At 68.8% G+C, this 13,913-nt stretch carries 13 protein-coding genes; 6 read left to right on the forward strand and 7 right to left on the reverse strand.

What is annotated here, in order from left to right:
* Nucleotides 1-126: 126 nt before the first annotated feature.
* From ybaK to WKR98_RS20165, 3 genes are read right to left on the reverse strand one after another with little or no spacing between them, the layout of a single operon-like run.
* Nucleotides 127-612 carry a Cys-tRNA(Pro) deacylase gene (gene ybaK, locus WKR98_RS20155; protein ID WP_124690572.1) on the reverse strand — a complete coding sequence of 162 codons (486 nt, stop codon included), beginning with the start codon at nt 610-612 and terminating at the stop codon, nt 127-129.
* A gap of 14 nt (nt 613-626) precedes the next feature.
* Nucleotides 627-1,571, reverse strand: a complete 945-nt coding sequence (xerD, locus tag WKR98_RS20160) for a site-specific tyrosine recombinase XerD (RefSeq protein ID WP_341434520.1) — start codon at nt 1,569-1,571, stop codon at nt 627-629.
* Nucleotides 1,568-2,284, reverse strand: coding sequence for a TetR/AcrR family transcriptional regulator (locus WKR98_RS20165; RefSeq protein ID WP_341434521.1), 717 nt, complete (start codon nt 2,282-2,284; stop codon nt 1,568-1,570). Before WKR98_RS20165 ends, xerD begins: the two co-directional genes overlap by 4 nt.
* 92 nt (nt 2,285-2,376) lie before the next feature.
* Here WKR98_RS20165 and WKR98_RS20170 point away from each other — a divergent pair, with 92 nt between their 5' ends.
* The gene (locus WKR98_RS20170; RefSeq protein WP_124690575.1) at nt 2,377-2,856 is read left to right on the forward strand and encodes a DUF2214 family protein; all 480 of its coding nucleotides are present in this window, start codon (nt 2,377-2,379) and stop codon (nt 2,854-2,856) included.
* Between the two features lie 324 nt (nt 2,857-3,180).
* On the opposite strand, the gene WKR98_RS20175 is transcribed toward WKR98_RS20170, so the two are convergent.
* Together WKR98_RS20175 and queG are read right to left on the reverse strand one after the other, a co-directional pair.
* Entirely contained in the window at nt 3,181-4,167 is a 987-nt protein-coding gene (locus WKR98_RS20175) for a tripartite tricarboxylate transporter substrate binding protein BugE (RefSeq protein WP_341434522.1), read from the reverse strand.
* A gap of 168 nt (nt 4,168-4,335) precedes the next feature.
* Nucleotides 4,336-5,451, reverse strand: a complete 1,116-nt coding sequence (queG, locus tag WKR98_RS20180) for a tRNA epoxyqueuosine(34) reductase QueG (protein ID WP_238160121.1) — start codon at nt 5,449-5,451, stop codon at nt 4,336-4,338.
* Nucleotides 5,452-5,473: 22 nt separating this feature from the next.
* On the opposite strand from queG, the gene tsaE reads away from it, so the two are divergent.
* Nucleotides 5,474-5,974: a tRNA (adenosine(37)-N6)-threonylcarbamoyltransferase complex ATPase subunit type 1 TsaE gene (gene tsaE, locus WKR98_RS20185; protein WP_238160123.1), complete on the forward strand. Its 501-nt coding sequence runs from the start codon at nt 5,474-5,476 to the stop codon at nt 5,972-5,974.
* Nucleotides 5,938-7,371, forward strand: a complete 1,434-nt coding sequence (locus WKR98_RS20190) for an N-acetylmuramoyl-L-alanine amidase (RefSeq protein ID WP_124690578.1) — start codon at nt 5,938-5,940, stop codon at nt 7,369-7,371. The genes tsaE and WKR98_RS20190 overlap by 37 nt, the downstream gene beginning before the upstream one ends.
* Nucleotides 7,372-7,585: 214 nt before the next feature.
* Here WKR98_RS20190 and WKR98_RS20195 read toward each other — a convergent pair whose 3' ends face one another.
* Nucleotides 7,586-8,236 (reverse strand): VTT domain-containing protein, encoded by a 651-nt coding sequence (locus tag WKR98_RS20195; protein ID WP_124690579.1) that lies wholly within the window; start codon nt 8,234-8,236, stop codon nt 7,586-7,588.
* Nucleotides 8,237-8,360: 124 nt separating this feature from the next.
* Between WKR98_RS20195 and mutL the strand changes: the two genes are divergently transcribed.
* The 3 genes from mutL to hisC all read left to right on the forward strand — a co-directional run bounded on the left by mutL (nt 8,361) and on the right by hisC (nt 12,437).
* Nucleotides 8,361-10,271, forward strand: coding sequence for a DNA mismatch repair endonuclease MutL (gene mutL, locus WKR98_RS20200; protein WP_124690580.1), 1,911 nt, complete (start codon nt 8,361-8,363; stop codon nt 10,269-10,271).
* A 13-nt stretch (nt 10,272-10,284) separates the two neighbouring features.
* The gene (gene miaA, locus WKR98_RS20205; RefSeq protein WP_124690581.1) at nt 10,285-11,259 is read left to right on the forward strand and encodes a tRNA (adenosine(37)-N6)-dimethylallyltransferase MiaA; all 975 of its coding nucleotides are present in this window, start codon (nt 10,285-10,287) and stop codon (nt 11,257-11,259) included.
* Between the two features lie 113 nt (nt 11,260-11,372).
* Nucleotides 11,373-12,437 carry a histidinol-phosphate transaminase gene (gene hisC / locus WKR98_RS20210; RefSeq protein ID WP_124690582.1) on the forward strand — a complete coding sequence of 355 codons (1,065 nt, stop codon included), beginning with the start codon at nt 11,373-11,375 and terminating at the stop codon, nt 12,435-12,437.
* A 227-nt stretch (nt 12,438-12,664) separates the two neighbouring features.
* Here the strand turns inward: hisC and purM are convergent, their stop codons facing one another.
* On the reverse strand, nt 12,665-13,714 hold the full coding sequence (purM, locus tag WKR98_RS20215) for a phosphoribosylformylglycinamidine cyclo-ligase (RefSeq protein ID WP_124690583.1): 1,050 nt from the start codon (nt 13,712-13,714) through the stop codon (nt 12,665-12,667).
* Nucleotides 13,715-13,913 lie beyond the last annotated feature (199 nt).

The raw sequence follows: 13,913 nt of genomic DNA on the forward strand, positions 1-13,913 counted from the left end.
GGATGGGGAACCCTTGGGCCTATGTGGCCACGTCACGGTGACGATGGCATGACAGGCGGCGATTCTACCGGTTGGGCAGGACACTGTCCCGCTGCAAGCGCACGAAATCCGCCGCGCACGCTTGCGTCATAGCGCCGCGGCGACGGGAACGGCCTTCAACAGGCGGACCAGTTCGCCGGGGGCCATCCCCACGAGATACCCCCGGCGGCCGCCGTTGATGAGGATGCGCGGCAGGTCGAGCACGCTGCCTTCCACGTACACCGGCATGGCCTTGCGGGTTCCGAAGGGCGAGGTGCCGCCCACCTGGTAGCCCGAATGCCGCTGCGCCACCTCGGGCTTGCAGGGCGCCACCTTCTTGACGCCGATCTGCCGCGCCAGGTTCTTGGTCGACACTTCCTTGTCCCCATGCATCAGGATGATCAGCGGCCGGGCGGCCTCGTCTTCCATGACCAGGGTCTTGACCACGGCGTGCTCGTCCTCGCCCAGTTGGCGCGCCGATTCCGACGTACCCCCGTGTTCGACGTAGTCGTAGGCATGTTCGGTGAAGGCGACGCCGTGCTTGCGCAGGAATTGCGTGGCGGGAGTTTCTGAAACGTGTCGGGCTTTGCTCATGATGAAGGGCGGCCTCAGCCTCGCGGGTGATGCCGCGCGTGCAGCAGTTTAAGGCGCTCGCGCGCGATATGCGTATAGATCTGCGTGGTGGAGATGTCGGCATGCCCCAGCAGCATCTGCACCACTCTCAGGTCGGCGCCATGATTGAGCAGGTGCGTGGCGAAGGCGTGCCGCAGCACATGCGGCGACAGGGCCGCGCGTATGCCGGCCCGCAGCGCGTATTTCTTGACGATCAGCCAGAAGCTCTGCCGCGTCATGGCGGTAGCGCGGGCGGTCACGAACAGCGCATCGCTGATCTTGCCGCCCAGCAGCGCGGGACGCGACGCCTCCATATAGCGCGTGATCCAGTGCGCCGCCTCCGCGCCCAGCGGCACGAGCCGGTCCTTGCCGCCCTTGCCCATGACCACGCGCACCACGCCCTCGTTCAAGCCGACGTCCAGGGACTTCAGGTCGACCAGCTCGGACACGCGCAGGCCCGTGGCGTACAGCGTTTCCAGCATGGCGCGGTCACGCAGCCCCAGGTCGGTGTCGAGGTCCGGCGCGCCCAGCAGGGCCTCGACCTGGGCCTCGGACAGCGTCTTGGGCAGGCGGGGCGGCTGCTTGGCGGCACGCAGCGTCAGGCAGGGATCGGCCTGCACGCGGTGCAGGCGCAGGGCCCATTGGAAATAGCGGCGCAGCGTCGCCAGCCGCCGGTTGGCCGTGGTGGCCTTGCTCTGGTGGTGGACCGCCGCGAACCACGCCTCGATGTCGTGCGCCTGGGCGCGATCCAGTGCCGAGGCGCGTTTTTCTTTCAGCCAGGCGTCGAAGGCCGACAAGTCCTGGCGATAGGCACGCAGGGTGTTGTCGGACAATCCGTCCTCCAGCCACATGGCTTCGAGAAAGGCCGCGATGCCGGGATCGTCACCCGGGCGCGCCACCCCCTGCCTGGACCGGCCCCGGCCGTCCCGGGCCGCGTTCATGCCGTGCGCCCCCGGCTGCGCCGCCGCGTGCCGGCGCCGGGCGGCGCCAGCAAGGCCACTTCCAGGACAGCCAGCACGTCGTCGCCCGTCCGGGACGCGAATGCGGGAACAGACTGCCGGCCACGCCAGCCGTCAAGCCGGCCTTCGAGCAGCAAGGTCGCGAAACCGTGGACCGCCGACCAGGCCAGCAACAGCCGCCGCTCGAAGTCCTGGCCCTGCCCGTCCAGCCCCCGCTCGGCCAGCGCGCCGGCCAAGGTGGTGGACAAGTGGCCGGCGGCCTCGCTGCCCGCCTGCTCCAATCCGGCATCGCCCGGCGACAAGCGGTCGTAGCGGAACATCAACTGGAACCGGGCGCGATGGCCGATGGCGAAATCGATGTATGCCAGCCCCACGGCCCGCAATTGGGCCTGCGGCGAGGCGGTCGCCTTGTCGCGATAGGCCCGCATCATGGCCGACAGCTGCCGGAACCCCTCGGCGGCGAAGGCCGTCAGCAAACCGGCGGCATCGCCGAAGTGATGCGCGGGCGCCGCATGGGAGACCCCGGCGCGGCGCGCGCATTCGCGCAGCGTGAAACCTTCGAGGCCGCGCTCGTCGAGCAGGGATTGCGCCGCGTCGAGCAACGCCTGGCGCAGGTCGCCGTGGTGATAGGAACCCGCCTGGCGGGCAACGGTGCGACGGGGGCGCTTGCCGCCCAGGGGAAGATCAGCTCGCATGCGCCATCTTCGCAAAGAAATCTTTACGCCGTCAAATTGGCCGGGCGGCACGGCCGGATTTTTTCTTGACAGTGTAAACATCAAAGACTATCGTGGCGTTTCTTTATCTAGACAGCGTCAAGACCATGATCGCCGACTTCATTCTCGCCTGGATGCACCACCTCTGTTTCCTGGGCATGGCCGCGGCACTGGCCATGCAATGGACGCTCCTGGGCCCGTCGCGCCCCGCCATTCCCCTGGCCCTGCTCGGCAAGACCGACGCCTGGTACGGCAGCCTGGCCATGCTGATCCTGGCCATCGGCGCGGCACGCGTCGCCTGGGGCCCCAAGGGCGCGGCCTTCTACCTGGACAACCCCGTCTTCTGGGCCAAGATCGCGGTCTTCCTGGCCGTGGGCGCCATCTCGGCCCTGCCCACCATCAACTACCTGCGCTGGCGCCAACAAGCCCGCAACGACCCCGCCTTCCAGCCATCGCCCGCCGACATCGGCAAAGTCCGCAAGGCCATCCGCCTCCAGTTCCTGGGCTGGCTAGCCCTCCCCATCCTGGCCGCCGCCATGGCTCGGGGGATTTAGCCCCCCCTACGCGCTTCGCGCGCCCCCCAGGGGGCGGCACTGGCGGACCGGCAGGGAAACCCACCCCCACGCCCTTCGGGCGCCCCCTCAAGGGGGCGATGCGGGCGGACCGGCAAAGCCGGATCCACCGCATCCTGGGGTACAACCTGGCTGGCGGAGGACAGACGTTCTTGCCTCTTGTCAGCACAAATGAGAACGGCCTTGCATCAGATGCAAGGCCGTTCCCGTATTCGCGGTCGTCCCAGACCCAGGGCACAGCGGATCCGGCTCCGCCGGTCCGCCAGTGCCGCCCCCTGGGGGGCGCGCGAAGCGCGTAGGGAGGTCCTATTCCAATTTGATGTTCTGCTTCTTCACCACGTCCTTCGCCTTGTTCAGCTCCTTCTCGATCTCGGTGCGGAATTCGGCGGGCGTGTTGCCGACGGCGGCGGCGCCCTGCTTGGCCAGGGTGTCCTTCACCTGCGGATCGGACAGCACCTTCACCGCGGCGTCGCGCAGCTTGTTGATGATGTCGGGGGGCGTACCGGCGGGAGCCAGCAGGCCGTACCAGGCCGGATCGTTCATCAGCGGCAGGCCCAGTTCCTTGAACGTGGGCACGTCGGGCAGGCCATCCACCCTCTTATCCCACGCGACCGCCAGCGCCTTGAGCTTGCCGGCCTGGATGTTGGGCATGGACGAAGGCAGGTTGTCGAACAGCATCTGCACCTGGCCGCCGACCACGTCGGCGATGGCCGGCCCCGAACCGCGATAGGGAATGTGGACGATCTTGGCGCCCGTACCCAGCTGGAAGAGTTCGCCCAGGAAGTGGTTGATGCTGCAAGTGCCCGAGGTGGCGAACGAGAACTTGCCGGGTTCTTTCTTGGCCAGTTCCAGGAAGGACTTGAAGTCGTTGGCCGGGACCTTGGGGTTGACGGCCAGCACATTGGCCGTGTGGGCGAAGTTGGTGACCGGCTGGAAGTCCTTGAGCGGGTCGTAGCCCAGCTTGGGGTTGCACGCGGGGTTGATGGCCATCGTCGAGACGGTGGCGATGCTGAGCGTGTAGCCGTCCGGCGCGGCGCGCGCGGCTTCGCTGGCGCCGATGGCCCCGCCCCCGCCGCCGCGGTTCTCGATCACGAAGGGCTGGCCGAGTTCGCGGCCCATGCGCTCGCCCACGAGCCGGGCGATGATGTCCGTCGAGCCGCCGGGAGCGAACGGCACGATGACGCGTACCGGCTTGTTGGGATAGGACTGGGCGGCGGCCGTGCCGGGCACGGCGAGCATGGTGGCGGACACGGCCAGCCCCGCCAGCGAAGCGGCGATTCTTGCTGCTTTCATGCGTACTCCTCTTGTGGATGGTCCTTCACGGAATCGGCCCGTGCCGCAACGATGCGGAGGCGTCTGCGCACGAGTCTCCATGCTGTGCGCCGACCATGCCTTCTTGATCTCATGGTTCAAGCGGGCCTGGTCAAAAGAATAGCAAACAGGTTTGACACGCCATGCGTGTCAAACCTCTCGTTTTCCCCGACCCTGGCACGCCAGAGCCCAGCGCACGTGCTCGCGGACCAGTTCGCTGGGGTGATCGGCCCGCTCGCGCAGCGCGGCGCGCGCCTCGTCCGAGGCCGGTGCGTTGCCCAGCGCCACCGCCAGATTCCGCAGCCACCGTTCGTAGCCGATGCGGCGGATCGCGCTGCCCTGGGTGCGCTGGTCGAAATCCCGCTCGGTCCAGGCGAACAGGTCGAGCAGCGATGCCGTGTCCAGCCCATGGCGCGGCGCGAAATCCCCCTCGGCGCAGGCGCGCGCGTACTTGTTCCAGGGACAGGCGGTCTGGCAGTCGTCGCAGCCGTACACGCGCGTGCCGATGGCGGGCCGCAGCGCCTCGGGAATGCTGCCCTTGAGCTCGATGGTCAGGTAGGAGATGCAGCGCCGGGCGTCCACCACGTAGGGCGCCACGATGGCGCCGGTCGGACAGGCGTCGATGCAGCGGCGGCATTGTCCGCAGTGCGGCGTCTCCAGGTGGTCGGCCGGCAGGGGCAGGTCGGTCAGGATCTCGCCCAGGAAGAACCAGCTTCCGTCGCGCGACAGCAACAACGTATGCTTGCCGCGCCACCCCAGCCCGGCCTTGCGCGCCAGCTCCACTTCCATGACCGGCGCCGAATCGGTGAAGACGCGGTAGCCGAAGGGGCCGGCATGCTGGGCGATGCGGTCCGCCAGCCGCTGCAGGCGCTGCCGCAGGACCTTGTGGTAGTCCCGGCCCAGGGCATAGGCGGCGACGACCGCCCGGTCGCCCGCTTCCAGGGCCTGCCGCTGGCGCGCCGCCAGCGCGGGTCCATCCAGCGGGGCGTAGTCCATGCGCACCATGATGGCCGAGCGGGCCCCCGAGACCAATTGAGCAGGATCCTGCCGCAGCGGCAGGTGACGCTCCATATAATCCATCTCGCCATGCATGCCCTCGGCCACCCAGGCGGCCAGCCGCTGGCCGGCCTCGTCCAGGTCAAGGTCGGCGAACCCCACTGCGGAAAAACCCAGCTCCCGGCCCCAGCCGCGTATGGTTTCGGCCAGCGCGGCCAGGTCGGGGCCGTCCTGGGTGGAAACGGGGGTAAACGGGGGCGACGCTGACATACTGTCATGGTAGCCCATGCCCATGAACCCTGCCCTTCATCCCGCCATGTCCAACGCCCGCCACGCCCATCTGCCCGACGAATCCGCCACCGAAGCCCTGGCCGCCCGGATGGCTCCGCTGGTCGCCAACGGGGGCCGCATCCACCTCCACGGCGACCTCGGCGCCGGCAAAACCAGCTTCGCCCGGGCACTGTTGCGCGGAGTCGGCGTTACAGGTCGAATCAAAAGTCCGACGTTCACGCTAGTTGAACCTTACAAAGTTTCGAACTTATACTGCTATCACTTTGATTTTTATCGTTTTACCGATCCACGCGAGTGGCTCGACGCCGGATTCCGGGACGCCCTGCGCGATGACGCCCTCGTGCTCATCGAATGGGCGGAACGCGCAGGCGGTGCGCTCCCGGTCCCGGACCTGGACATCGCGCTGTCTTATGAAGGCGCAGGACGCGGAGTGACGCTCGATGCCCACACCGCAAAAGGGCAGGCATGGCTGAACACACTTTTTCCCGACGCGACGAGCTAGAACCCGACCCCGACCTTCCGGCCGGCACGCCGGCCCTGTCCTATGCCCAGGCCCAAGGGGTGCTCGCGCCCCGCGGCATCTCCCGCCGGCGGCTGGTAGCCGGCCTGGCCGCCACGCTGGTGGTGCCTTTGGTCCCGACGGCCACGCGGGCCGCCGAACTGGTCGCGGTGCGCCTGTGGCCCGCCCCCGACTACACCCGGCTCACGCTGGAGCTGGACGCCGAACTCAAGACCGAGCATTTCGTGCTGGACAATCCGGACCGCGTGGTCCTGGATATCGAAGGCGTGGAAATGAACGCCGCGCTGCGCGACCTGGTGTCCAAGGTCCGGCCCGACGATCCGTACATCGCCAGCGTGCGCGTCGGACAGAACCGTCCCAACGTGGTGCGGCTGGTGCTGGACCTGAAACAGGAAACCATCCCCCAGGTCTTCAGCCTCAAGCCCGTGGGTGAATACAAGCACCGCCTCGTGCTCGACCTTTACCCCAAGGCGGCCCAGGATCCCCTGGTCGCGCTGGCGAACAAGGGCGGCGACGACCCGATGGCGCAGATCCTGGAAAACCTGCAGTCCGAACGCGACGCCATCCCGGCACCCGGCACGGGGGCCGGGGCCAACGGCGCGCCCATTCCGGAAGCGGCGCCCCAGGCACCGTCCATCCGCCGCCGGTCCGATCCCGCGCCGCAGGTGGCGCGGATGATCACGGTGGCGCTGGACCCCGGACACGGCGGCGAAGACCCCGGTGCGATCGGCCGCGGCGGCACGCGGGAAAAGGACGTCGTGCTGCGGATCGCGCGCGGGCTCAAGGCCATGATCGATCAGCAGCCCAACATGCGCGCCATGCTGACCCGCGACGGCGATTACTTCGTGCCGCTGCACGTGCGCGTGGCGAAGGCGCGGCGGGTGCAGGCCGACCTGTTCGTATCGGTGCACGCCGACGCCTGGATCAAGCCGGACGCGCGCGGCTCGTCGGTGTTCGCTCTGTCCGAACGCGGGGCCAGCAGCAGCGCGGCACGCTGGCTGGCGGCCAAGGAGAACGCCTCCGACCTGATCGGCGGCGTCAACATCGGCTCGCACGACAAACAGATCGCCCGGGTGCTGCTGGACCTGTCCACCACGGCCCAGATCAACGATTCACTCAAGCTCGGCCGCGCGGTGCTGGACGAACTGTCCAACATCAACCGCCTGCACAAGCCGCGGGTCGAGCAGGCCGGCTTCGCCGTGCTGAAGGCGCCCGACATCCCGTCCATCCTGGTCGAAACCGCCTTCATCAGCAATCCGGAAGAGGAAAAGCGCTTATCGGACGTGTCCTACCAGAGCAGCATGGCGACCGCCATCATGCAGGGCATCCAGCGCTATTTCGCGAAGAACCCGCCTCTGTCGAAGAACAAACTGACGTAGGGGTCCCCCCCTACGCGCTTCGCGCGCCCCCCAGGGGGCGATGCGGGTGGACCGGCGGAGCCGGATCCACCGCATCCTGGGTCTGGTGGGGTTGTCTTGGTGCGGAGCACCGCATGCTTGCCTTGATCCCGGGCGCGGCGGATCCGGCTTTGCCGGTCCGCCAGCGCCGCCCCCTTGAGGGGGCGCCCGAAGGGCGTAGGGGGTGGGCTTCCCCTCAGCGCGTAGGGGGGGGCGACTTCAGGCCGCCTATCAGTTTCCACAGGCCGCCCAGGACCACGGGGACGATGGCGGCGGCCAGGCCTATCAGGACGATGGTGTTCAGGTGTTCGCGCACCAGGGGCAGGTTGCCGAAGAAGTAGCCGGCCAGGACGAGCAGGAGCACCCATAGCAGCGCGCCGATGATGTTGAAGAACTGGAAGCGGGCGACGGTCATGTAGCCGACGCCGGCGACGAAGGGGGCGAAGGTCCGGACCACGGGCAGGAAGCGGGCGATGATCAGGGTCTTGCCGCCGTGTTTCTCGTAGAAGGCATGGGTCTTGATCAGGGCCGCGCGGTCCAGGAAGCGGATGTTCTGCGAGAACACGCGGGGGCCGATGTAGCGGCCCACGTAGTAGTTGACGGTATTGCCCGAGACCGCGGCGATCAGCAGCAGCACGATCAGCACCATGGGATGCATGCTGCCGGTGGCGGCGAAGGCGCCGGCGATGAACAGCAGCGAATCGCCCGGCAGGAAGGGCAGGACGACCAGGCCGGTCTCGGCGAACACGATCAGGAACAGGATGAGGTAGATCCAGGCGCCATATTGCGCGACCCACACGCCCAGGGTCTGGTCGATATGGATCAACATCTGCAGGAATTCGAGCATGGGAAGCCGGAGGTAGGGGACGAGGAAAAAGGCGAGCGGGCACTATAGCCGACGCAGGCGTTTCCGCGCATGTCAAAGCATGACAGGATCCCTGCGCCCCAAGAGGGGCCACTATAATCCGGCCATGTCCGAACGTCGCCCCATCGCCCAGCTTCCCGACCTCCTGATCAGCCAGATCGCGGCGGGTGAAGTCATCGAGCGCCCTGCCTCGGTCCTCAAGGAATTGATGGAGAACGCCATCGACGCCGGCGCGCGCGCGGTCGACGTGCGGCTCGAGGGCGGCGGCATCCGGCGGATCGCCGTCAGCGACGACGGTGGCGGCATTCCTCCGGACGAACTGCCGCTGGCCGTCTCCCGCCACGCCACCAGCAAGATCCGGTCGCTGAACGAACTCGAATCGGTGGCCTCGATGGGGTTCCGCGGCGAGGCCCTGGCCTCGATCGCCTCCGTCGCCCGGCTCACCTTGATTTCGCGCACGGCCAGCGCCGACCATGCCTGGCAATGGGAAGACGGCCAGGTCTCTCCCGCCTCCGGCCCCCCGGGCACCACGGTGGACGTGCGCCAGCTGTTCGACCTGGTGCCGGCCCGGCGCAAGTTCCTCAAATCGGAAGCCACGGAATTCGGCCATTGCGTGGAGGCCTTCCAGCGCATCGCGCTCGCGCACTGCCATATCGCCTTCCGCCTGTTCCACCACGACCGGGCCTACCAGCAGCACCTGCCCGCCGATCCGGTGCGCCGCATCCATGACGTACTGGGCGCGGAATTCGGCCAGGGCGGCCTGCCGGTGCAGGCCGACGCCGGCGCGATCCGCCTGCATGGCGTCGTCTCGCGCCCCACCGCCTCGCGCGCCCGTGCCGACCGCCAGTACCTGTACGTCAACGGCCGCTTCGTGCGCGACCGCACGGTCAGCCACGCCATGCGCGCCTCCTATGCCGACGTGCTGCACGGCGACCGCCAGCCGGCCTACGTGCTGTTCCTGGACCTGGACCCGGCGGCGGTGGACGTCAACGTGCATCCGGCCAAGCACGAGGTGCGCTTCCGCGAAAGCGGCGCGGTACACCGCTTCGTGACGCAGATCATCGGCCAGACCCTGGCCCATGCCGCGGGCGCGGCGACCGGCGTGGACGCGGCGGCCCAGGCGGTGCCGTCCGAGACGGTCCAGGCCGACGGCATGCCCGCGCCGACCATCCAGGGTCGTGTCGACGGCGCGGGCGCCCTGCCCATGCCGGTCTCGTCCGAACCGGGTTCCACGCGCCCCGTGGCCCCCGCGCTGGCCTCGTCCTCGCAGTTGCCGTTCCGGCTGCAGGATGCCCCGTCCGCGTATCGGCCCGAGCTGGGCGCGCGCATCCTGGCCCTGCACGAACCTCTGGCGCCCGCCCCCTCGCCCAGCGCCGTCGGCATGGCCCAGGCCCTGGCCGGCGCCCGCCCCCGCCCGCTGCCGGACGGCACTGACCTGCCGCTCGGCATGGCGATCGCCCAGTTGCACGGGATCTACGTGCTGGCCCAGAACGCGCACGGGCTGGTCGTGATCGACATGCACGCGGCCCATGAACGCATCGTGTACGAACAGCTCAAGAACGCCCTGGATGCGCGCGAGATGCCGCGGCAGAACCTGCTGGTGCCGGTCGTGTTCCGGGCTTCGGAAAGCGACGTCGCGCTGGTCGAGGAACAGCAGGAAGCCCTGTCCGACCTCGGCTTCGAACTGCGGCCGGCTGGTCCCGCCTCGGTCGCCGTGCGCGCCGTGCCCGCGCCGCTGGCCCAGGCCGACATCGAGACCCTGGCGCGCGAAGTGCTGCGCGACTTCGCCGAGGTGGGCGCCTCGCGCCTGCTGACCGAGCAGCGCAACGAACTGCTGGCGACCATGGCCTGCCACGGCGCGGTGCGCGCCAACCGCCGGCTCAACCAGGACGAGATGAACGGCCTGCTGCGGCAGATGGAGGCGACTGAACGCGCCGACCAGTGCAACCACGGCCGTCCGACCTGGGTGCAGCTCAGCGTGGGCGATCTCGACCGCCTGTTCCTGCGCGGGCGCTGAGTCCGCACCGAAGATGGCCGACCGCAGCCCCTTTCCCGTCCTGTGCCTGATGGGCCCCACCGCCGCCGGCAAGAGCGCGGCCACGCTGGCGCTGGCCGACCGCTGGCCGCTCGAGATCGTCAACGTCGATTCCGCCACCATCTATCGCAGCATGGACATCGGCACGGCCAAGCCCAGCCGGGAGGAACGCCTGCGCGTGCCGCAGCACCTGCTGGACATCCGCGATCCGGCCGAAAATTTCTCGGCCGGCCAGTTCCGCGCCGAGACCCTGCGCCTGATCGCCGACATCCGCGCCCGGGGCCGCATCCCGCTGCTGGCCGGCGGCACCATGATGTATTTCAAGGCGCTGCGCGAGGGCCTGGACAACCTGCCGCAGGCGGACGCCGTCCTGCGCGCGGAACTGAACGCCCGCGCCGCCGACATCGGCTGGCCCGCCCTGCACGCCGAACTGGCGCGCGTCGATCCGGCCACCGCCGCGCGGCTCTCGCCCAACGACAGCCAACGCATCCAGCGCGCGCTGGAGATCCATGCGCTGACCGGCCAACCCATGTCGTCCCTGCTGACCGGCCAGGCCGCGCCGGCCGACACCGGCCTGCGCTACGTCAACCTGAGCCTGGAACCCTCGGAACGCGCCGGCCTGCATGCCAGGATCGAACAGCGCTTCGACGCCATGCTCGAGGCCGGCCTGGTGGACGAGGTTCGCCGCCTGCGGGCGCGCGGCGACCTGAGTCCCGACCTGCCGTCCATACGATGCGTGGGGTACCGCCAGGTCTGGGGCTATCTGGCCGGGGAAATCCACGGCGCCGAGATGCGGGGCCAGGCGGTCGCCGCCACCCGGCAACTGGCCAAGCGCCAGATCACCTGGCTGCGCGCCCTGCCCGACCGGCTGGCGGTGGACTGCCTGGCGGCGGACAGCACGGCGCGCGTGATCGACGCGGCCGCCGCCACGCTGGACGCGTCCCTGGAAGCGGCCGGCAATCCGCGCTGACGGCGCGCCCGCGCCACGCCCCGCCCGCCGCGGCGTGCGCCGGGGCGCCGGCCCTGCTATGCTGGATGCGTGCGCGGCCCGTTGCCGCGCTTTGCGCTTTCGACGACAGATTCATGAACAGGTACTGGAGCCGCGTCACTCAACAACTGACGCCCTACGTCCCCGGCGAACAACCGCAGATAGACGGACTCGTCAAACTCAACACGAACGAGAATCCGTATCCGCCCTCGCCGCGCGCCCTGGAAGCCATACGCCAGGCCACCAACGAGACGCTGCGGCGCTATCCCGACCCCGACGCCAACGTGTTCAAGGCGGCGGTGGCGCGCTTCCATGGCGTGCAGGCCGACCACGTCTTCGTCGGCAACAGCTCGGACGAGGTGCTGGCCCACGTCTTCGTCGGCCTGCTCAAGCACGACCTGCCGTTGCTGTTCCCGGATGTGACCTACAGCTTCTACCCGGTCTACTGCGGCCTGTACGGCATCGACTACCGCACCGTGCCGCTGGCCGACGACCTGTCCCTGCGCGTGCAGGACTACGGCCAGCCGAACGGCGGAATCATCTTCCCCAATCCGAACGCCCCCACCGGCCGCCTGCTGCCCCTGGAGGACATCGAGACGCTGCTGAAGGCGAATCCGGATTCGGTCGTCGTGGTGGATGAAGCCTACGTCGATTTCGGCGGCACGTCGGCGGTCCCGCTGGTGGCGGCCCATCCCAACCTGCTGGTGGTGCAGACGCTGTCCAAGGCGCGCTCGCTGGCGGGCCTGCGGGTCGGTTACGCCATCGGCCAGCCGCATCTGATCGAGGGGCTGGAACGGGTCAAGAGCAGCTTCAACTCCTATCCGCTCGACCGCCTGGCCATGGCCGGCGCGACCGCGGCCATGGAAGACACCGCTTATTTCGATCGTACCCGCCAGGCCGTCATCGCCTCGCGCGTGCGCTTGACCGCCAAGCTGGAAGAACTGGGTTTCGAGGTGCTGCCGTCGGCCGCCAACTTCGTCTTCGCACGCCACCCCGGCCACGATGGCGCGGCCCTGCTGAAGGCGCTGCGCGAACGCAAGGTCCTGGTGCGGCATTTCAAGCAGCCGCGCATCGACCAGTACCTGCGCATCACGGTCGGCACCGACGCCGAATGCGATGCGCTGCTAAGCGCATTGAGGGATATCCCCCCTACGCGCTGAGGGGAGCCCCCCCAGGGGGCCGACGGCGGTGGACCGGCGGAGCCGGATCCACCGTGTCGTAGTCTGTGTTGCCGTTCTCGGTGCGGAGCACCGCATGCTTGGTTTGATCCAGGGCGCCGCGGATCCGGCTTTGCCGGTCCGCCAGCGCCGCCCCCTTGAGGGGCGCGGCCATAGGCCGCGTGGGGTGGACTACCTGTCGGGGCGCCCGAAGGGCGTAGGGGGTGGGCTTACACCACTTCGGTTTGGGCGGCGCCGGGTTGTTGGTCGACGATTTCGCCCAGGCGGTAGACGGTTTCGCCTTGTTCGCGCAGCGTCGCGGCAACAGCGTCGGCCTGGTCGGCCGAGACCACCACCACCATGCCGATGCCGCAGTTGAAGACGCGGTGCATCTCGACGTCGGCCACCTGGCCTTCGCGTTGCAGCCACGTGAACAGTTCGGGCATCTTCCATGCATCGCGGTGCAGGCGCGCGGCCAGGCCGGGGCGCAGGATGCGCGGCACGTTGTCCAGCAGGCCGCCGCCGGTGATGTGGGCCAGGCCCTTGATCTCGTGCTTGGCGATGGCCGCCAGCACCTGCTTGACGTAGATGCGGGTGGGCGCCATGACGACGTCGCGCAGGGGCTGGCCGTGGAAGTCCTGGTCCGGCGTGGCGCCGGCGCGTTCGATGATCTTGCGCACCAGCGAATAGCCGTTGGAGTGCGCGCCGCTGGAAGCCAGGCCCAGCACGGCGTCCCCGGGCTGGATGCGGCTGCCGTCGATGGCCTGCGATTTCTCGACCGCGCCGACGGCGAAACCCGCCAGATCGTATTCGCCGTCGGGGTACATGCCGGGCATCTCGGCGGTTTCGCCGCCGATCAGGGCGCAGCCGGCCAGTTCGCAGCCCTTGGCGATGCCGCCGACGACCGTGGCGGCGGTGTCCACCGACAGGCGGCCGCAGGCGAAGTAGTCCAGGAAGAACAGCGGCTCGGCGCCCTGCACCAGGATGTCGTTCACGCTCATGGCCACCAGGTCGATGCCCACGGTATCGTGCTTGTTCCACGAGAACGCCAGGCGCAGCTTGGTACCCACGCCGTCGGTACCCGACACCAGCACGGGCTCGCGGTACTTCTTGGGCACCTCGAACAGGGCCCCGAATCCGCCAATGCCGGCCAGCACTCCTTCGCGCATGGTGCGCTTGGCGAGGGGCTTGATGCGCTCGACCAGGGCATCGCCGGCGTCGATGTCGACGCCCGCGTCGCGGTAGGTTAGAGAGGAAGCGCTGGGTTGTTGTGCGGACATGGGATGGACCGAAAAGTGGATGGGCGCGGGCTTTCGCGGCAAAAAAACCAGCCGGGACCGCCTGAAAGCTATAATTTTACGATGATTGGTATTCCCATGCAGCGGACAGGGATTTACATCGGGGCAACGCCCGGTGGCACCCGCCGCGCCCCGCGTTCCTTTTCTGCCTGCGCAGCCTTGCCCGGCCCGACCTGTCGCC

Origin of the sequence: Pigmentiphaga sp. YJ18 (genome assembly GCF_038066655.1) — a bacterium.
Classification (GTDB): domain Bacteria; phylum Pseudomonadota; class Gammaproteobacteria; order Burkholderiales; family Burkholderiaceae_B; genus Pigmentiphaga.

Excerpts from the sequence above, each read along its gene's own strand:
- tsaE (WP_238160123.1), top strand. The coding sequence starts at position 5,474 with ATGAACCCTGCCCTTCATCCCGCCATGTCCAACGCCCGCCACGCCCAT.
- WKR98_RS20175 (WP_341434522.1), bottom strand. The coding sequence starts at position 4,167 with ATGAAAGCAGCAAGAATCGCCGCTTCGCTGGCGGGGCTGGCCGTGTCC.
- WKR98_RS20195 (WP_124690579.1), bottom strand. The coding sequence starts at position 8,236 with ATGCTCGAATTCCTGCAGATGTTGATCCATATCGACCAGACCCTGGGC.
- miaA (WP_124690581.1), top strand. The coding sequence starts at position 10,285 with ATGGCCGACCGCAGCCCCTTTCCCGTCCTGTGCCTGATGGGCCCCACC.
- hisC (WP_124690582.1), top strand. The coding sequence starts at position 11,373 with ATGAACAGGTACTGGAGCCGCGTCACTCAACAACTGACGCCCTACGTC.
- WKR98_RS20165 (WP_341434521.1), bottom strand. The coding sequence starts at position 2,284 with ATGCGAGCTGATCTTCCCCTGGGCGGCAAGCGCCCCCGTCGCACCGTT.
- queG (WP_238160121.1), bottom strand. The coding sequence starts at position 5,451 with ATGTCAGCGTCGCCCCCGTTTACCCCCGTTTCCACCCAGGACGGCCCC.
- xerD (WP_341434520.1), bottom strand. The coding sequence starts at position 1,571 with ATGAACGCGGCCCGGGACGGCCGGGGCCGGTCCAGGCAGGGGGTGGCG.
- purM (WP_124690583.1), bottom strand. The coding sequence starts at position 13,714 with ATGTCCGCACAACAACCCAGCGCTTCCTCTCTAACCTACCGCGACGCG.
- mutL (WP_124690580.1), top strand. The coding sequence starts at position 8,361 with ATGTCCGAACGTCGCCCCATCGCCCAGCTTCCCGACCTCCTGATCAGC.
- ybaK (WP_124690572.1), bottom strand. The coding sequence starts at position 612 with ATGAGCAAAGCCCGACACGTTTCAGAAACTCCCGCCACGCAATTCCTG.
- WKR98_RS20190 (WP_124690578.1), top strand. The coding sequence starts at position 5,938 with ATGGCTGAACACACTTTTTCCCGACGCGACGAGCTAGAACCCGACCCC.